The organism is Winogradskyella sp. R77965 (assembly GCF_044594915.1).
GTDB lineage: Bacteria > Bacteroidota > Bacteroidia > Flavobacteriales > Flavobacteriaceae > Winogradskyella.
Genome location: NZ_CP138990.1, coordinates 930,460 through 947,950, shown reverse-complemented (window position 1 = coordinate 947,950; position 17,491 = coordinate 930,460). Strand labels below are relative to the sequence as shown.

Sequence of the window (17,491 nt, the reverse complement as noted above, 5' to 3'; positions counted from 1 at the left end):
ATTATTCAAAATTACCTTTTTCATCAAGTTTTACTTTCATTTTTTTGTCTCCATTTTTGAGTCTTACCTTGTATTGTTTTTTTACAACATCATTGCTTTTATGAAAGACAACTTGATAAACATCACTAACTATAGTCCAATTTGGAAAACGCTTTGCAATTGCGCTAGAAACAGCACTTGGTAATTTTACGTTTTTAAACTTCTCTATTGTTCTGATTAATTTACCATTTTTGTCATAAGCAGCTAAAATTTTTCCATCTGGTATATAAAATGAAATATTATAAGTATCATATTCATCATTATAAAACTCTGAGCTTTTAATATCGAACATTGCTACTTTTTCTTCTAACTCTTGAACCGAAATTGCGTTTTCTTCTGAATCGACTGCGTTTAAGTACTTGTAATTGACTGCTGTTATTACAACTTCTTTTAGTTCAATAACTTGTGAAAATACTTGACTACTCAATGTGAGCAAAAGTATTACTAAAATTGACTTTTTCATGATAAGTGTTTTTAAGATTAATATTTAAAAGTAGATTTTTAGTCAGAGTCTCACAATGATATATATCAGACACATATGGTTTTCTGAGTACGGATTATATTCAAAATACTATGCGTGCATAATAAAAAACTTTATATTTGCATCATAATTATTCTGATAAATATGCAAACCAAACTAACAAAACTCCTAAACATTAAATATCCAATCATCCAAGCTCCAATGTTTTTGGTATCTAACGTAGCCATGGTCACAGAAGCTATGAAAGCCGGTATTGCTGGTTGTATTCCTGCATTAAATTACAGAACATTAGATGAGTTAAGAGCGGCAATTAAAGAACTTAAGGCTAATAAAGTCGAAGGTGGTTCATTTGGATTCAATTTAATTGTCAATAAATCTAATGTTAAATATAAAGGTCAGTTAGAGGTTATCTGTGAGGAAGGTTGCGACTTTATAATAACCTCATTAGGAAGCCCTGAGGAAACCATTAGACAAGCACATGCTGTTGGTATTAAGGTTTTTTGTGATGTTACAGATTTGCGATTTGCAAAAAAAGTAGAGCAACTTGGAGCAGATGCAGCTATAGCCGTAAACAATGAGGCAGGAGGTCATAGAGGAAACTTGTCACCAGAGCAATTAACAAGTTTATTGCATAAAGAATTAAGTATTCCTGTGATTTCAGCAGGTGGAGTTGGTTGCAAAGCAGATATTGATAGAATGATAAGTTATGGTGCAGCAGGAGTTTCTGTTGGCAGCCCCTTTATAGCTTCAGTAGAAGCAGGCGTTACAGAAGAGTATAAGCAAGCTTGTGTAGATTATGGAGCTGAGGATATTATTATGACAGAACGTATCTCTGGTACTCCATGTACAGTAATTAACACGCCTTATGTTCAAAAAATAGGAACAAAAGCTACTTGGATAGAAAACTTGCTAAATAAGAATCGTAAGCTTAAAAAGTGGGTGAAAATGGTTCGTTTTTCTATCGGTATGAAAGCAACAGAAAATGCTGCTAAAAAAGCAACTTATAAAACCGTTTGGGTAGCAGGTCCAAGTATAGAGCATACCAATGCAATTCTACCTGTAAAGGATATTGTAGCTAAGCTTATTGTTTAATAGAAGCTAACTTTTCTTCTTTCTTTTTCTTTTTTCGCTTTCCGGTGAAGATGTTGAAGGTGTAACTTGTTACAAAACCACCTGCTGAAGTCGCTAAAAATTCACCAGTATCAAATCGTCCATCAAAAACATATTCATCAAAAATTTCTTTAGTGAGCCCTGTAAAAGCTGACGCTCCTAAACTATACCAAAAAGCTTTTGATTTGTTTTGCGTTTTTGCATAGACTAAGGAATATGTAGCTCCCGAGATGACAGAACCCACTCCAAAATGCAGCATATCATCTTCAGATATAAATTGTGCATTCCCAACTGTTAGAAAGGTTAAAGCTATAATTGTAAAAATGGTTTTCATTTATTTGGGCTATTTATTTAAACGAGGAAAGTATATAATTTTTATGTAAAGTATATATTAAAATCGTTTGGATTACTATTCTAACGATCAAGAACTCAATATTTTCAATTTCAATGCTTTAAAGCTATCCTAAAATTTATATCTTCATAAACAATTTTTTACAAATTTGTCCCCTTTTATATTTTGAGAAACGTCTTAAGTATATAAACTTTTAAATTTTAGAAATTATGAAAAATTTTATGATGCTTTTCGTAGGAAAAGAGTACACTGATCTTGGTCTATCTCCAGAAGATATGCAGGGAAGAATGGAAAAGTGGTTTGCATGGGGAAGCAAAATGGAACAAGCTGGCATTTTGCGTGGAGGTGAAGCTTTAACTCCGCAAATAAGACGTGTTGTTGGCGAAAACAGAACAGTTACAGATTTAACATCAGCTGAGGTCAAAGAAATTGTTGGTGGATTTTATTTAATAGAAGCCAAAGATTTTGACGCTGTACAAGAAATTGCTCAAGATTTCCCAGATTATGATTTAGGTAATACGGTAGAGATTAGAGAAATCATGGTATTTGATAGATAATGGAGCATAAACTAGTAGACCATCTATTTCGCCATCACAGTGGAAAGATGGTCTCTGTTTTAACACGTATTTTTGGATTACAACATCTTGAGATCATTGAAGATGCTGTGCAAGATACGTTTATAAAAGCCAGTTTATATTGGCGTAAACAACAACCAAAGCATCCTGAAGCGTGGTTAACTAAAGCGGCAAAGAATAGAGTTCTCGATATTTTTAGAACCCTTATAGCTCAAAAAAACAATCTTCCAAACATTACTCAAGGTACTGATGCAATTGCTATAAATGAGTTATTCTTAGATGCCGAAATAGAAGATGCGCAACTCCGAATGATTTTCACAGCATGCCATCCAAAGTTAGATCCTAGAGATCGTATTTCTTTTGCATTAAAAACCGTTTCTGGTTTTAGTATTAAAGAGATTGCATCTGCATTACTCACTAAAGACGAGACGATTAAAAAACGTTTAATGCGTGCTCGTAAAGCTATTCAGAAATCTGATATACAATTTCATATTCCACAAGGAAAAACATTACCAGAGCGCTTAGAGAGTGTTATGGAAGTTCTCTATCTTATCTTTAATGAAGGCTTTCATTCTAACAATAAAGATCAATTAATTAGAGCTGACCTATGTGGTGAAGCCTTACGTTTATGTAAACTACTATTAAAGCATAAACAAACAAGATTACCCGAAACCTATGCTTTGTGTGCATTAATGTGTTTTCATTCTGCAAGATTGCCAGCAAAAACCAACGTAGATAATGAAGTATTGGATTTAAAACAGCAAGATAGAGCCTTATGGCATTTTCCATTAGTACAACTTGGGAATACCATGATGTACAAAGCAGTTGAAACAGAGGATTTTTCATGTTATCATTATGAAGCAGCCATAGCAGCAGAACATTTACGCGCCAAAACTTTTGAAGACACTAATTGGAATAAAATTTTGCAATGGTATAAGGCATTATACAATCTGCAGCCAATGCCATCACATCTATTAACAATGGCAGTGATTTGTATTCAGAATAAAGATTATGAGCAAGCAGATATGTATTTTGAGCAACTGCAACCAGAAGATTTAGAGCAACGTGCTTATTTATACTATGCTGCAAAAGCAGATTATTATGCTGAAACTAATAATCTTAAATCGGCTCTAAACCAAATTGAACTTGCTATAGAACATGTCACCAATACATTAGAGAAAGACTACTTACTCAAAAAGAAAGTTGGTTGGTTACTCAAATAATACTCTACTTTATGTCATTGCGAGCGTAGCGCGGTAATCTGTCTGTTGGTAGTTTCATAATGAAGAGATTACCGCGCTACGCTCGTAATGACGTTCCAAGTCTTTGTTCTTGGATCTAAGAGCAAAGCGGTCTAACTTCTATTTTATAGGAATATAAAATTCAGTCTTTAATTTTTCTTCTGCTACACGTCTGGCATCACTAATATACTTTTCTCTACAAGGAGCATCTCGTAATTCATAATTGGTGTTGATTAACCATTCATTAAACATATAATCATAAACTTCAGCAAAGTGTTTATAACTGCCTTGATATAAGAATGTTGCAAACTTTCCACCTTTGAGAGTTTTAACACCAACATCTCCATTGGGTTTAGCGTCTTTATGAATAATTAAGCAAGCATCGTAGCGAATTTTGTCAGCATCTGTAATTTTAGGATCGTCATGAGGTAAACCAATATGTCTTATCCCTTTGGTAAATAGTTGTTGTGCTTTTACTTGTCCCCAAAGTTTTTCCCAAGCAGATGGATAGTCTAGGTCTTGATAAGCTCCATGCATAGTGTAATACAAGCATTGTTGATCTTCTAAATCTAAAATTTTTGGTTTTTTAATGTTGAGTTCTGTCTTCATAATGTTCTGTTGTTTAATACTTCGACTACGCTCAGTACGAGTTAATTCTTTTTTGTTACGATATGCACTTGGCGAAATCCCAAAATGATTTTTAAACGCTTTAGATAAGGAAGAAGGTGTCTCAAAGCCTACACTATAAGCAATCTGCTCAATAGTATGTGTAGAATAACGTATCATTTTAGCAGCAGTTTCTAATCGAGCTCTAGTAATATAGCCACCAATAGGTTCACCTAACAAAGCTCTTGTGATACGATGAAAATGATAAGGAGAAAAATGAGACAACTCAGCCAATTGTGTCAAATCAATTTTACGATCTAAATTATTATGAATAAAATCTACAACACGATTTAAGTTCTGCTGATAATAGTGCTTTGCTTTTGGTTGTTCTGTCATGTGTATCGTTTCTATGAAGACAAAACTAAAGGTATTGTTTGTGTTTTACTTTTCCAATCTTGCTAAGTTTAAAATGTAGATTTAAAGTATGGCTAATAAAAATTGAGATAAAAACAGTAAGACTTAAAATTAAGGATCTCAAAATAAAAACATAAAGAATTAAAGCAAAAAAAGGAATATGTCCTATGATATGGGAACAATTGACATTCTAAACACATGACTATCAGACTACATTTGTTACAGTTATGAATCTATCATAACAACGGAATATTAACTTTTTTAAAAAATATAAATCATGAAATTTGTAACAAAAAGAATCCACGCATTTTTAGATTATCCTGTAGCATTAGCGCTTATTATTTTGCCTTTTTTATTGGGCTTAGGAGCTACAAATCCATTAGCATTACAATTATCTGTAGCGACAGGTGTAGCAGCTTTAATCTTAACCATACTAACAGATCACCACTTAGGTATCTTTAAAGTAGTATCGTATAAACTGCATTTAATTGTAGATTTTACAGTAGCCATTGTATTTATTTTAGCACCTTTTGTTTTGGGTTTTAAAGGCATAGATGCTTGGTTCTATTGGATTAATGGAGCAGCTGTACTTACAGTCGTAAGTTTACACAAACCAGAACTTATAGGAGCAAAAAATTAATTTAAAAGTTTTCATTGCTAATTAAAGGCTTGATATTCCTATTTGGAATGTTAAGCCTTTTTTTGTTAATGCAGGCATGTATACCGTTCTTGTAAAGATAAAACTAAAGGTATTGTTTTACTTTTCCATTCTCGCTAAGTTGATTAAATTATTAATTTTATTAACTTACGACGCTCTGAGTATTTTTTTGTTTTAAAAGCTGACTTCACTTTTCATATAAGTCACTAATAACGATCTCATATCAAATCATAAAACGTCAATTGGATATTTAACTACATGGAAATTACACCTAAAAAAGGCTTTCAAGGATTAATTGAAAATTGGAGAAGTGATTTAATTGCGGCAGTCAGTGTATCACTTATTGCTTTGCCACTCTCATTGGGTATTGCTTTGGCGGCAGGAGCACCTGCGATGTCGGGAATTCTTTCAGCAATTATTGGAGGTGTTGTAACTACCCTTTATCGAGGTGGTCATATATCCGTCAACGGACCTGCCAAAGGAGTCATTGCAGTTATTCTTTTGGGTATTGCACTGATGGATGATGGTACAGGCCAAGCTTTTAACTACGTATTGGCGGCAGTCGTTGTTTCAGGCGCCATTCAAGTCCTATTAGGAGTTTTGAAATTAGGACGATTAGCTGATATCTTTCACTCTTCTGTGATTCATGGTCTTTTAGCAGCCATCGGAATTATCATTTTTGCAAAACAAATCCATGTTGCTATGGGTACGCACTCTGATAGTCCGAGCATTGTACAAAACCTCATTGATGCAGTTGTATATATACCTCAGGCCAATCCCTTTGTTGTGATTATTGCTTTGGTAGGCTTACTTTTATTATTATTTCATTCCAAGATTACCAATCGATTTTTCCACATTTTACCTGCACCAATGTGGGTTATAGCCCTTTCTATTCCGTTCGTTTATTTTTTCAATTTCTTTGATCAACATACACTTTCATTCTTTGGAAAGGCTTATGAGGTCGGGCCTAAGCTATTGTTGGATATTCCTGATAATATTATGGATTCCATAATGCATCCTAATTTTAGTAAAATTAATACCATTGAATTCTGGACAACTGTAGTATCCATTTTAATTATAACAAGTATTGAGTCATTAGCGATTGCAAAAGCAATTGATAAAATTGATCCTTATAAACGAAAGACCGATTTGAATAAGGATTTGATAGGTATTGGAATGAGTACGATGGTAGCTGGTTTGATTGGGGGATTGCCAATTATTGCTGTGATTATTAGAAGTACAGTCAATATCCATAATGGCGCTAAGACAAAGTGGTCTAATATGTATCAAGGACTTTTGTTGTTGCTATTTATTGTGGTATTAAGTCCAATAATGCGACAAGTGCCATTATGTGCTTTTGCTATTTTATTGGTTTATACTGGATTTAAATTGGCTTCGCCTGCTGTCTTCAAACAGGTCTATAGTCAAGGCACTGAACAATTAATATTCTTTGTGGCAACCATGGTTTTAACGCTCTATACGAATCTATTAATTGGATTACTTGGTGGATTAGTATTGGCCATGATCAGTCATATGCTATTGGCGAGAGTGTCTATTCCTCAATTTTTTAAGATGATTTATAAATCGGGGTCAAATTTGGTGACGAATTCAGATGGCAGTTACGATTTAAATATCAAAGGAATTGCGAACTTCTTAGGTATTTTGAAAGTAGATAAATTAGTAACTCAAATTCCTTCAGGTGCCAATGTTAATATTGATCTATCGGAAACAAAATTGGTAGGTATCACGTACATGGACTATCTAGTGGATTACTTAAAAACACAAAATGATACGGGTGGTAAGGTCGTCATAAAAGGATTGGATTCACATGTTTCATCATCTACCTATAACAGATCTTTAAAAATTTGTTTGAACAATGCTGCAGCTAAATTATCACCACGGCAAGTTAGATTGCAAAATTTAGCCAATGAAAAAGAGTATCAATATGAAAGTAAAGTCAATTGGGATACAAGCTATCTAAAGGATTTTCATTTCTTTGAAGTTAGACCTATTGAACGTAAATATAATTGTCTCAAAGGAACATTTAAAGACCTTGATGTATCTTGGGAAATTGCCGATGTAACCTTTAATGAGGGACAGGCTTTTACAGCGGAGACTTTTAATACAACGCTAATGGTCTTAAAATTGAATAAGAAAATACCCGTTTTCACCATGGAAAAAGAAGTCATGTTGGAAAAACTATTTGATCGCGTAATGGCATTTTCAGGGTATAAGGATATTGATTTTGAGATGTACCCAGATTTTTCTAAAAAATTCCTGCTTATGGGAAATGAGGAGTCTGAGATTCGGTCATTTTTCACCTCTGAAATCATTGAATTCTTTGAAAACCAACAGATTTATCATTTGGAAAGTAATGGTGAGGCGCTCGTCATTTTTGATAAAATTAAATTGGCTCGAACAGATGAAACCGTTGCATTTATAGACTACGGTAAAGAATTGGCTAAACTTTTAAATCAAAAGATGATATAGCAGTGAATCCTAATTTTTACCTTTGGTTTTATTTATATGTAACAAAACACCAAGTTTTACTACATATAAGTAAAGCAAGTTTAATTAAAAGAAAAAAAATATGATTCAGTTTAAAGGAGCCTTAGTTATAGGCGCATTAATAGGAGCAGCAGCAGGTGTATTATTAGCACCAGATAAAGGTAGTGCAACAAGAAATCACCTAAAGAAAGAAGGTAATGATATAAAAGACCAAATTTCTAGTGATTTTGCAGAAGTAAAAGATGATGTATCTAAAGCAGCTAAATCTGGTAAAGACAAGTTAAAAGAAGAAATTAAGGATATTGCTTCTAAAACAAGTCACCAAACAGAAAAAGCAATTACATTTTTAGAAAAACAATTGGCTATTCTTAAGGAAAAGAATAAAACGTTACAACAAACGAGTTAAAAATATAAAATGAATTGTCATTGCGAGGTCGCACTTTTTGTGCGGCTATGGCAATCTCATAAATGAGAAGAATTACTAATAAAGAAATTGCCACGTCATGTTTCCTTGCAATGGTAGTTCGATTGTTCGACGTTTCAAACTAGGTTTTTTATATAATTTACATTAACCACATGCTTCCCTTTAAAAGGAAATAAAGAAATTCTACTACCAAATAGTTCAGTAGCTCTTTCAGATTCTAGACGTATTCGATCTGCATCCAAATATTCATCTTCAGTACCATAAATGAGTTTAACTTCTGTATCCTCATTTAAGTAATCAAAATCTAATGCAGTTAATTCTTTAGGAATACCACCAGAATGTAATACCAGTTGCGAGCATTGTAATTTGCGTTTCGTCATGTAACGCATAGCCACACTAACGCCTTGTGAATAACCAAAAACGATAAGATTTAAATTCGCAGGAATCTTTTCAGCTTCAAAAACAGCGTCAAAATAATTCAGAATATTTTTCATTCCGACTTCAGTTTCATCTCGCGTTAGCCAATTAGCACCAACATGCATTTTTGGCTGAATATAATACTTGCTCGGAGCTTGTGGTGCGATGATATAATTCTCAACAGGATTTAAACCTTTAAAATATTTAAGAAAATAACGACTTAGATAACCCATACCATGGCATACAAACCAAACGGTTTTAGTCTGTTTTGTAAGCGTATTTAAAGTAGAGTAGGAGTTGTTAGTTGTATATATGATTTCTTTCTCTTGTGAATTCATTATTCTTGGTATCTTTGCTTTCGACATTAAAAATAATGTATTTCTATGCAACAATCTAAAGAAGAATTCTTAGCTAATGTTAATGCTGTGAGTAAAGGCACGTTAATGGAAACCTTAGAGATAGAAATGGTAGATTTTGGTGATGATTTCTTAGTTGCTAGAATGCCAGTTTCACCAAAAGTGCATCAACCAGATGGTGTTTTACATGGTGGTGCAACAGCAGCTTTAGCAGAAAGCGTTGGTAGTTTTGCATCGCATATTTTTACAGATATAGATAAATATTTTGTCAGAGGATTAGAAATAACGGCAAACCATCTTAAAAGTATAAAGGAAGGTTATGTGTATGCTAAAGCGACGTTTCTACATAAAGGACGTACCACACAGTTATTGGATATTAGAGTAACAGATGAAGCGGGTAACTTAATTTCAATTTGTCGTTTATCAACCATTTCACTTCCTAAAAATAAATAGAGAATGAACGAAGCTTCATTTTTTAAAGCTTTAGAAGCACAGTATTCTAGCCAATTACCTTTTGTAGTTTACAGCAGACCAATAAATTCTATTATTAAATGTTGGTTGCAAAAAGATGATACTCTACATGAGACAGATACGTTTACAGAAAGCGGATTTGTGTTTGCACCTTTCGATTTTAATCAGCAGAGCATTGTTCTACCAGAAGCCAGTTGTGATCATTTTGTTTTAGAGACTGAAAAGTTAGAAAGTGATGAGAATACAGTGAAGTTTACAACAACGGAAACGAATAAAGATGTACACATAAAGTTAGTTTCAAAAGGTATTGAAGCAATTAAGGATAATGAATTCAAAAAGGTAGTTTTATCGCGTTGCATTTCAAAAGAGCTTAGACATGACAATCCAATATCAATTTTCAAAAAGCTTTTTAATTCATACAAAAATGCAATGGTGTATTGTTGGTATCACCCTAAAATAGGTTTATGGCTAGGTGCAACTCCAGAATTATTGTTTAAAGTTGAAGGCAAACAATTAACAACCATTTCTTTAGCAGGTACTCAATCTTATAATAACTCATCTGAAGCTACTTGGACAAACAAGGAAGTTGAAGAACAGCAAATAGTAACAGATTATATTACAGGTCAAATAAAACCTTACACAAAACAGATTAATGTTTCTGATGTTGAAACTGTTAAAGCAGGAAATTTACTCCATCTTAAGTCTAGAGTTATAAGTGTAATTGATGATAATTCGAGTTTAAAATCTGTAATTGATGCTTTACATCCAACTCCAGCAGTGTGTGGATTTCCTCGCCAAAAAGCCAAAGATTTTATTCTTCAACATGAAAGCTATAATCGCGAATACTATACTGGTTTTTTAGGAGAGCTCAATCTAAAACAATCAAAAATAAGAAATACAAATAGAAGAAACGTAGAAAACAATGCTTATGCTTTGGTAAGAACGCAGTCTAATTTCTATGTGAATCTGAGATGTATGCAACTCAAAAAAAATAAAGCTTTAATTTACGTTGGTGGTGGAATTACAAAAGATTCTGATCCTGAAAAGGAATGGGAAGAAACTGTAAATAAAACGAAAACTATCGGAAACGTTCTCGATTAAAAATAAAGAGATTTCTTATCTTTGTCAATAGATGAAGCACTCTAAAATCCCCTTGTCACAGACGGTCGTTACCTTATGTAAAACGCATAACATTAAACATATTGTTATTTCACCAGGAAGCAGAAATGCTCCATTGACAATCGGTTTTACTCATGATGATTTTTTTAATTGCTATAGTATTGTTGATGAGCGTTGTGCTGCGTTTTTCGCCCTAGGGATTGCACAACAAATTGAAGCACCTGTTGCTATAGTTTGTACATCTGGTAGTGCGTTACTTAATTACTATCCTGCAGTCGCAGAAGCATATTATAGTAATATACCTTTGGTGGTTCTATCTGCAGATAGACCAAAGCATTTGGTAGACGTTGGAGATGGACAAACCATAAAGCAAAAGAATGTATATGGCGAGCATGTGCTATATAGTGCGAATCTAAAACTAGATTTAAAAGAAGGTGGAAAGACTGATAATGAAAATGAGTTACCAATTTTTAAAAGTCTAGAGAATAGGCTCGAACGATTTTTAGGTTTGCAGAAAGATATTCAGTCCTACAATGAATCTGAAATACATGATGCCTTAACTTCTGCGAGGATTAAATCGGGTCCAGTGCACATAAATTGCCCTTTTGATGAGCCTTTATATGAAAAAGTTGATGAATTGTCAATTGCTCCAAAGCCTTTTAAAATTCAAAGTAGAACTGAAAGAATTGACGATTTTGAAATTAAAAACTTATTAGATGTTTGGCATAGTGCAAAACGCAAGATGATTCTTGTTGGTGTTTTACAACCTAATTCAATTGAAGAGAAATGGATAGAAGAAATTGCGAATGATGAAAGTATTTTGGTATTTACGGAGACGACATCAAATTTACATCATCCAGATTTCTTTCCGGGAATAGATAAAATTATTGCTCCACTAAATACTGAAGAGTTTAGGGCACTTCAACCAGAAGTCTTATTAACTTTTGGTGGTTTGGTAATTTCAAAAAAAATAAAAGCATTTTTAAGAACTTATAAGCCGATGCATCATTGGCATATTGGCTTATCTAGAGCTAATGATACTTTTTTCTGTTTAGATAAGCACATTACATTGCATCCTAATACGTTTTTAAGTACGTTATTACCTCAGGTAACACATCACACAAAGAGTAACTATAAGTCTAAGTGGATAGAGGTTAGACAGAAACGACGTAAAATGCACGATGTCTATTTAAAAACACTTCCGTTTTCAGATTTTACAGTGTTTAATGCTTTATTAAAAAATTTACCAAAACATACGCAATTACAAGTTGGTAATAGTTCAGCGATTAGATATACGCAGTTATTTGAGTTAAGAAAAGACAACGAAGTATTTTGTAATAGAGGTACTAGCGGAATTGATGGTAGCACAAGCACAGCAATTGGAGCATCCGTAGCAGTAGATAATCAAACAACGTTTGTAACGGGTGACTTAAGTTTTTTCTATGATAGTAATGCGCTATGGAATAATTACATTCCTAAAAACTTTAGAATTATTGTAATTAATAATGAAGGTGGAGGCATTTTTAGAATTCTTCCAGGTCATAAAAACACAGATAATTTTGATCGCTTTTTTGAAACAAAACACAAATTAAACGCAAAGCAGTTATGCGATATGTATGACTTCGATTATGTAAAAGCAATTGATGAAGCATCGTTCCAAAAAGAACTAGAGGTTTTCTATAATCCTACTAACCAACCAAAATTATTAGAAGTTTTTACGCCGTCAACTATAAACGATGAAGTGCTTTTAGAATATTTCAACTTTATTAAGTAAAATTTCTATTAAGAAGTGACCCATTCATTTTTGATGTGTCTAAAAAATACTTACCTTTAGAGGGACAATTTATTTAACTTAAAACAAATAACAACATGAGTAAAAGAGATGACTTAATCGCCAAGTATGCAGCAGATTTAAAAGACAAGTGTGGAGTAAATCCAGATATGGATTTATTAACCAAAGTTACTGTTGGTTTAGGGCCTTCAATTTACAATGCAGATTCTTCAACAGTGTCCGGATCAGATGAAAAAGAATTAGCTACAGTAAAAAATAACTATTTAATTAAAAAATTAGGATTAAAAGATAGTGCTGATTTAGATAAAGCAATTGCTTCTGTAATGGATACTTATGGACAATCTAACAGAAATAAGTATAGAGCAGTAGTATATTATTTATTATGTACTCATTTTAAGAAAGCTTCTGTTTACTAGTAGATAGATTTAAATTGTATGAAAGCGCTATAATAGATAATTATAGCGCTTTTTTTTATACTGAACTTGTTTCAGTATCTCATGAAATTGTTTCCGCATCTTTTATGAATTCATTTTAGTATCTCGCTAATATCAATACCTTTGCCACATGATACAATTAGGCGAATACAATACATTAGAAATTTTAAGGGATACCGAACCAGGATTATTTTTGGGTGATGCAGAAGATAATGAGGTTTTACTGCCAAATCGTTATGTACCAGAAGTTTTTGAGATAGGTGAGAAGCTAGACGTATTTGTTTACTTAGATAATGAAGAACGTCCTGTTGCAACAACTGATAAGCCTTATATAAAAAATGGTGATTTTGCTTTATTGCGATGTAATCAAGTTACAAATTTTGGAGCGTTTTTAGATTGGGGATTGGTCAAAGAATTGTTCTGTCCTTTTAAAGAACAAGCTTTTAAAATGAAAGCAGGTGGTTGGTACTTGGTGTATTGTTATTTAGATGATGAAACCGAACGACTAGTCGCTTCGAGCAAAACAAATCGCTTTTTAGACAATAAAGAATTAACAGTTAGTCAATTTGATGAAGTTGATTTAATAGTCTCACATCCTTCTGAATTAGGTATGAATGTTATTGTAAATAAAACCCATTTAGGTTTAGTTTTCAAAGATGATATTTACAAAGATATTAGTGTAGGCGACCGACTAAAAGGTATCGTTAAAAAAGTGAGACACGATAATAAACTAGATATTTCGCTAAACCAAATTGGTTACAGAAATATAGAACCTAATGCCGAGTATATACTTAACGAATTACATGATAATAGTGGGTTTTTGCCCCTAAATGATAAGTCTAACCCTCAAGAGATTAAAGATATGCTCCAAATGAGCAAGAAGAGTTTCAAAAAAGCCATTGGCTCTTTGTATAAGGAGCGCCAAATTGTTATAGATGATAAGGGGATAAGACTAGTTTAAACTTCTAGGAAGGGTCTCTTTAACTCTATTATAAAAAGTATCCATTCTAAATATAAATACCAAACGAAATATTAATTGGTAACGAATAATTTGGGTATCATTCTAAACAATCATTTTTAGAAAAATAATTATTAGAAGGTTACATACAAGAAAATTGAAGAAATTAAATTAGTTGAGCGTAATAGCAATTTTCTTCTTAACCGTTTGGTAAACACTATCTATACCTTCGTGTAAATTGTTGAAGCAAATATTCTTCCATTCACAAAAACTACTTTCAATTTTAGCATTCATTTTACCTGCGTGACTATAAGCAACAATACCATAAGCTGATAAATTTGGTAATGCTTGTCTGGCGTCTTTAATATCTAGTATAGATACTGAATAGGAGTAAATTCTGTTCACTATGATTCCAAAAGGCTTAGAATTGCCAAAATAATCTAATATATCTACAAGTGTTGGTTTTACAGAATTGATATCAATATGAACTCCCTCATTAAATTCTAAAACAGCAATATGATTAAAATAGTGGATACTCCCAATTTTGGACTCTGTCTTTTTTATAACCTGAGATGCCAAATCTGAATTTTCGATATGCATTTTAATACGATTTAATTATAACTAATTTTCTTGTTTTTAAGGACAAGCAATTATAAGACACATAACATTTAGAAAAGTCACATAATAATCTGAAATTTAATATGTTATGATCGATGCTTATTAAAACTGATGAATAATAAATCTATCAGTTTGCTATTTTTGTTGGTGAATATGCTTCTTGATTCAGTACAAGATATACACTCCTAAAATTTTCATTAAGGAGCGCATAGTCTCTGCTATTAATATTAGGGTTAATAATCATTTGTAAATGAAAATCGACTGCAAATATACTATGCAAGCATAATAAAATCAAATATATAATGTAGCTTAAGTCATTATTATTAATTCCTTATTTTTGTTCTCTAAATATTGAAAAATATGAGCCATATAGATTGGAAAGTTGCCAAATCATATGAAGATATAACATATTCTAAATGCAATGGAGTTGCCAGAATAGCCTTTAACCGTCCAGATGTACGAAACGCCTTTCGCCCAAAAACTACATCCGAACTTTATGATGCTTTTTATGATGCAAATGAAGACGTAAATATTGGTGTTGTACTCTTAAGTGCAGAAGGTCCTTCTTCCAAAGATGGTATTTGGAGCTTTTGTTCTGGTGGAGACCAAAAAGCAAGAGGTCACCAAGGTTATGTTGGTGAAGATGGTTATCATCGTTTAAATATTTTAGAAGTACAACGTCTTATTCGTTTTATGCCAAAAGCGGTTATTGCTGTTGTACCTGGTTGGGCAGTTGGTGGTGGACATAGTTTACATGTAGTTTGTGATTTAACTTTGGCGAGTAAAGAGCACGCTATTTTTAAACAAACAGATGCTGATGTTACAAGTTTTGATGGAGGTTATGGCTCCGCATATTTAGCAAAAATGGTTGGTCAGAAGAAGGCTAGAGAAATCTTTTTCTTGGGAAGAAACTATTCAGCACAAGAAGCCTATGAAATGGGAATGGTCAATGCTGTAATTCCACATGCTGAATTAGAAGATATAGCCTATGAATGGGCTCAAGAAATATTAGCAAAATCACCAACGTCTATTAAAATGCTGAAATTTGCTATGAACCTTACCGATGATGGTATGGTTGGTCAGCAAGTTTTTGCTGGTGAAGCTACAAGACTAGCTTACATGACAGAGGAGGCAAAAGAAGGTAGAGATGCCTTTTTAGAAAAAAGAAAACCGAATTTCCCTAAAAAATGGATTCCTTAAACTAATACCTCAGTTAATGAATAAAATTAAACCATGGCTTTCTGCCATGCGTCTTAGAACGCTACCGCTTTCAGTTTCTGGAATTATTTTAGGCTCTTGTTTTGCTTATTACAATGGACATTTTAATCCTATAGTTTTGGTTTTGGCAATCCTCACTACTATTAGTTTGCAAGTGCTTTCTAACTTGGCTAACGATTACGGTGATAGCGCTCATGGCGCAGATAATGATGAGCGCGTAGGTCCTCAGCGTGCTGTACAGAGTGGCGATATTACTCCAGACGAAATGTTTGAAGCGATACGAATAAATATTCTTATTGTTATCGGATTTACCTTGGCACTGCTTTGGGCTGCTTTTGGAACAGGTAACTTTTTATTTGTTTTGGTGTTTTTAGTTCTTGGTGGTTTATCAGTTTATGCTGCTTTAAATTATACAATGGGAGATTCTCCTTATGGTTATCGTGCGCTTGGTGATATTTTTGTATTTATTTTTTTTGGTCTTGTAAGTACTATTGGAAGTTATTTACTTTATATGCTTACAATAGATCACGTGGCAATACTTCCAGCAATTGCTTTGGGCTTATTAAGTGTTGGAGTATTAAATTTGAATAATATGCGTGACCTCGAGGCAGATGCTAAAGTCGGTAAAATCACATTTGCTGTAAAACTTGGTATTGAAAAGGCTAAAAATTATCACTTCTTTCTTATTATTGGTGCCATGAGCATTACTGTGGCATTCTCCATATTATACTATGTAGAACCGTATAATTTTTTATACTTGTTAGCTTTTATTCCATTGATAATTCATCTTATTAAAATAAAAAAAGCAAAGGTTCCAAATGATTTTGACAGCCAATTAAAAGTTTTGGCATTATCTACCTTTCTATTTTCTATACTTTTAGGTATTGGGTATATTTTATACTAAATTTATAGATGCGACTAATCTTTAAATTAATTATAAAATGAAAATCACATTTTACGGACATGCTTGTTTAGGCATCGAAATTAAAGGCATACATATACTTGTCGATCCTTTTATAAGCGGAAATGATAAAGCCTCAGCAATAGATATTAATAGCTTGAAAGTAGATTATATTTTAGTCACTCACGCGCACCAAGACCATACATTAGATGTAGAAAGCATAGCAAAAAGAACTGGTGCAGTTATTGTATCTAACTATGAAATTATTACTCATTATCAAGAACTAGGATTAGATGGTCACCCAATGAATCATGGTGGTTCCTGGGATTTTGAATTCGGAAATCTTAAATATATTAATGCTATACATACATCTTCATTTCCAGATGGAAAATATGGAGGACAACCAGGTGGATTTATTATAGAAGGGGAACATAAAAACATATATATAGCTGGAGATACAGCATTGACTATGGATATGAAGCTTATCCCAATGCAAACCAAGTTAGACCTAGCCATTTTGCCAATAGGAGACAACTTTACGATGGGAATAGAAGACGCAATTATTGCCAGTGATTTTGTAGAATGTGATAAAATCTTAGGTTATCACTTCGATACCTTTGGTTATATAGAAATTGACCATGAAGTAGCCAAACGTAAATTCTTTGATAAGGATAAGGATTTGATGTTGTTGGAAATTGGTGAACGTATTGAACTATAGTTTATCAATCATTTCTGATATCTAAATAGTATTCACTTTTAAAAAATAAGAAACATCTTTTACTAAATAAGTGAAAAGAAA

Annotated in this window: 19 protein-coding genes; 14 read left to right on the top strand and 5 right to left on the bottom strand. The window is 32.9% G+C overall.

Going from position 1 to position 17,491, the window contains the following annotated elements; translation table 11 throughout:
* Window position 1: 1 nt before the first annotated feature.
* Entirely contained in the window at window positions 2–502 is a 501-nt protein-coding gene (locus SJY34_RS04210) for a nicotinate-nucleotide adenylyltransferase (protein ID WP_400079201.1), read from the bottom strand.
* Between the two features lie 162 nt (window positions 503–664).
* Between SJY34_RS04210 and SJY34_RS04205 the strand changes: the two genes are divergently transcribed.
* Window positions 665–1,612, top strand: a complete 948-nt coding sequence (locus tag SJY34_RS04205) for an NAD(P)H-dependent flavin oxidoreductase (RefSeq protein ID WP_400079199.1) — start codon at window positions 665–667, stop codon at window positions 1,610–1,612.
* Here the strand turns inward: SJY34_RS04205 and SJY34_RS04200 are convergent.
* Window positions 1,602–1,964, bottom strand: a complete 363-nt coding sequence (locus SJY34_RS04200; protein ID WP_400079197.1) for a hypothetical protein — start codon at window positions 1,962–1,964, stop codon at window positions 1,602–1,604. The genes SJY34_RS04205 and SJY34_RS04200 overlap by 11 nt on opposite strands.
* A gap of 227 nt (window positions 1,965–2,191) precedes the next feature.
* Here SJY34_RS04200 and SJY34_RS04195 point away from each other — a divergent pair, with 227 nt between their 5' ends.
* Window positions 2,192–2,539, top strand: coding sequence for a YciI family protein (locus SJY34_RS04195; protein ID WP_400079195.1), 348 nt, complete (start codon window positions 2,192–2,194; stop codon window positions 2,537–2,539).
* Entirely contained in the window at window positions 2,539–3,780 is a 1,242-nt protein-coding gene (locus SJY34_RS04190; RefSeq protein WP_400079193.1) for an RNA polymerase sigma factor, read from the top strand. The genes SJY34_RS04195 and SJY34_RS04190 overlap by 1 nt, the downstream gene beginning before the upstream one ends.
* Before the next feature lie 138 nt (window positions 3,781–3,918).
* On the opposite strand, the gene SJY34_RS04185 is transcribed toward SJY34_RS04190, so the two are convergent.
* Window positions 3,919–4,800 (bottom strand): GyrI-like domain-containing protein, encoded by an 882-nt coding sequence (locus SJY34_RS04185; RefSeq protein WP_400079191.1) that lies wholly within the window; start codon window positions 4,798–4,800, stop codon window positions 3,919–3,921.
* A gap of 295 nt (window positions 4,801–5,095) precedes the next feature.
* Between SJY34_RS04185 and SJY34_RS04180 the strand changes: the two genes are divergently transcribed.
* The 3 genes from SJY34_RS04180 (at window position 5,096) to SJY34_RS04170 (ending at window position 8,390) form a co-directional block, all read left to right on the top strand.
* Complete coding sequence (locus SJY34_RS04180) at window positions 5,096–5,458, top strand: hypothetical protein (protein ID WP_400079189.1); 363 nt, start codon at window positions 5,096–5,098, stop codon at window positions 5,456–5,458.
* A gap of 276 nt (window positions 5,459–5,734) precedes the next feature.
* Window positions 5,735–7,966, top strand: a complete 2,232-nt coding sequence (locus SJY34_RS04175; protein WP_400079187.1) for a SulP family inorganic anion transporter — start codon at window positions 5,735–5,737, stop codon at window positions 7,964–7,966.
* Window positions 7,967–8,066: 100 nt separating this feature from the next.
* Window positions 8,067–8,390, top strand: a complete 324-nt coding sequence (locus SJY34_RS04170; RefSeq protein ID WP_400079185.1) for a YtxH domain-containing protein — start codon at window positions 8,067–8,069, stop codon at window positions 8,388–8,390.
* Between the two features lie 134 nt (window positions 8,391–8,524).
* Here the strand turns inward: SJY34_RS04170 and SJY34_RS04165 are convergent, their stop codons facing one another.
* Window positions 8,525–9,163 carry an alpha/beta hydrolase gene (locus tag SJY34_RS04165; RefSeq protein ID WP_400081316.1) on the bottom strand — a complete coding sequence of 213 codons (639 nt, stop codon included), beginning with the start codon at window positions 9,161–9,163 and terminating at the stop codon, window positions 8,525–8,527.
* Window positions 9,164–9,208: 45 nt separating this feature from the next.
* Between SJY34_RS04165 and SJY34_RS04160 the strand changes: the two genes are divergently transcribed.
* The 5 genes from SJY34_RS04160 (at window position 9,209) to SJY34_RS04140 (ending at window position 13,958) form a co-directional block, all read left to right on the top strand.
* Complete coding sequence (locus SJY34_RS04160; RefSeq protein WP_400079183.1) at window positions 9,209–9,634, top strand: PaaI family thioesterase; 426 nt, start codon at window positions 9,209–9,211, stop codon at window positions 9,632–9,634.
* A gap of 3 nt (window positions 9,635–9,637) precedes the next feature.
* Complete coding sequence (locus SJY34_RS04155; RefSeq protein WP_400079181.1) at window positions 9,638–10,753, top strand: chorismate-binding protein; 1,116 nt, start codon at window positions 9,638–9,640, stop codon at window positions 10,751–10,753.
* Window positions 10,754–10,784: 31 nt separating this feature from the next.
* Window positions 10,785–12,545, top strand: coding sequence for a 2-succinyl-5-enolpyruvyl-6-hydroxy-3-cyclohexene-1-carboxylate synthase (menD, locus tag SJY34_RS04150; protein WP_400079179.1), 1,761 nt, complete (start codon window positions 10,785–10,787; stop codon window positions 12,543–12,545).
* A gap of 95 nt (window positions 12,546–12,640) precedes the next feature.
* A complete protein-coding gene (locus SJY34_RS04145) occupies window positions 12,641–12,979 on the top strand; it encodes a DUF2853 family protein (RefSeq protein WP_299122601.1) in 339 nt (112 codons plus the stop codon).
* A gap of 148 nt (window positions 12,980–13,127) precedes the next feature.
* Window positions 13,128–13,958: a S1 RNA-binding domain-containing protein gene (locus SJY34_RS04140; protein ID WP_400079177.1), complete on the top strand. Its 831-nt coding sequence runs from the start codon at window positions 13,128–13,130 to the stop codon at window positions 13,956–13,958.
* Between the two features lie 168 nt (window positions 13,959–14,126).
* Here the strand turns inward: SJY34_RS04140 and SJY34_RS04135 are convergent, their stop codons facing one another.
* Window positions 14,127–14,555 carry a hypothetical protein gene (locus tag SJY34_RS04135; protein ID WP_400079175.1) on the bottom strand — a complete coding sequence of 143 codons (429 nt, stop codon included), beginning with the start codon at window positions 14,553–14,555 and terminating at the stop codon, window positions 14,127–14,129.
* A gap of 378 nt (window positions 14,556–14,933) precedes the next feature.
* Here SJY34_RS04135 and SJY34_RS04130 point away from each other — a divergent pair, with 378 nt between their 5' ends.
* Genes SJY34_RS04130 through SJY34_RS04120 form a run of 3 tightly spaced genes read left to right on the top strand, consistent with a single transcriptional unit; the run spans window position 14,934 to window position 17,410 of the window.
* Window positions 14,934–15,773 carry a 1,4-dihydroxy-2-naphthoyl-CoA synthase gene (locus SJY34_RS04130; RefSeq protein ID WP_400079173.1) on the top strand — a complete coding sequence of 280 codons (840 nt, stop codon included), beginning with the start codon at window positions 14,934–14,936 and terminating at the stop codon, window positions 15,771–15,773.
* Between the two features lie 16 nt (window positions 15,774–15,789).
* Window positions 15,790–16,695: a 1,4-dihydroxy-2-naphthoate octaprenyltransferase gene (gene menA, locus SJY34_RS04125; RefSeq protein ID WP_400079171.1), complete on the top strand. Its 906-nt coding sequence runs from the start codon at window positions 15,790–15,792 to the stop codon at window positions 16,693–16,695.
* A 37-nt stretch (window positions 16,696–16,732) separates the two neighbouring features.
* Window positions 16,733–17,410 carry a metal-dependent hydrolase gene (locus SJY34_RS04120; RefSeq protein ID WP_400079169.1) on the top strand — a complete coding sequence of 226 codons (678 nt, stop codon included), beginning with the start codon at window positions 16,733–16,735 and terminating at the stop codon, window positions 17,408–17,410.
* Window positions 17,411–17,491: the final 81 nt, after the last annotated feature.

Coding starts and splice junctions, on each gene's coding strand:
- SJY34_RS04210 (WP_400079201.1), bottom strand. CDS start 502: ATGAAAAAGTCAATTTTAGTAATACTTTTGCTCACATTGAGTAGTCAA.
- SJY34_RS04205 (WP_400079199.1), top strand. CDS start 665: ATGCAAACCAAACTAACAAAACTCCTAAACATTAAATATCCAATCATC.
- SJY34_RS04200 (WP_400079197.1), bottom strand. CDS start 1,964: ATGAAAACCATTTTTACAATTATAGCTTTAACCTTTCTAACAGTTGGG.
- SJY34_RS04195 (WP_400079195.1), top strand. CDS start 2,192: ATGAAAAATTTTATGATGCTTTTCGTAGGAAAAGAGTACACTGATCTT.
- SJY34_RS04190 (WP_400079193.1), top strand. CDS start 2,539: ATGGAGCATAAACTAGTAGACCATCTATTTCGCCATCACAGTGGAAAG.
- SJY34_RS04185 (WP_400079191.1), bottom strand. CDS start 4,800: ATGACAGAACAACCAAAAGCAAAGCACTATTATCAGCAGAACTTAAAT.
- SJY34_RS04180 (WP_400079189.1), top strand. CDS start 5,096: ATGAAATTTGTAACAAAAAGAATCCACGCATTTTTAGATTATCCTGTA.
- SJY34_RS04175 (WP_400079187.1), top strand. CDS start 5,735: ATGGAAATTACACCTAAAAAAGGCTTTCAAGGATTAATTGAAAATTGG.
- SJY34_RS04170 (WP_400079185.1), top strand. CDS start 8,067: ATGATTCAGTTTAAAGGAGCCTTAGTTATAGGCGCATTAATAGGAGCA.
- SJY34_RS04165 (WP_400081316.1), bottom strand. CDS start 9,163: ATGAATTCACAAGAGAAAGAAATCATATATACAACTAACAACTCCTAC.
- SJY34_RS04160 (WP_400079183.1), top strand. CDS start 9,209: ATGCAACAATCTAAAGAAGAATTCTTAGCTAATGTTAATGCTGTGAGT.
- SJY34_RS04155 (WP_400079181.1), top strand. CDS start 9,638: ATGAACGAAGCTTCATTTTTTAAAGCTTTAGAAGCACAGTATTCTAGC.
- menD (WP_400079179.1), top strand. CDS start 10,785: ATGAAGCACTCTAAAATCCCCTTGTCACAGACGGTCGTTACCTTATGT.
- SJY34_RS04145 (WP_299122601.1), top strand. CDS start 12,641: ATGAGTAAAAGAGATGACTTAATCGCCAAGTATGCAGCAGATTTAAAA.
- SJY34_RS04140 (WP_400079177.1), top strand. CDS start 13,128: ATGATACAATTAGGCGAATACAATACATTAGAAATTTTAAGGGATACC.
- SJY34_RS04135 (WP_400079175.1), bottom strand. CDS start 14,555: ATGCATATCGAAAATTCAGATTTGGCATCTCAGGTTATAAAAAAGACA.
- SJY34_RS04130 (WP_400079173.1), top strand. CDS start 14,934: ATGAGCCATATAGATTGGAAAGTTGCCAAATCATATGAAGATATAACA.
- menA (WP_400079171.1), top strand. CDS start 15,790: ATGAATAAAATTAAACCATGGCTTTCTGCCATGCGTCTTAGAACGCTA.
- SJY34_RS04120 (WP_400079169.1), top strand. CDS start 16,733: ATGAAAATCACATTTTACGGACATGCTTGTTTAGGCATCGAAATTAAA.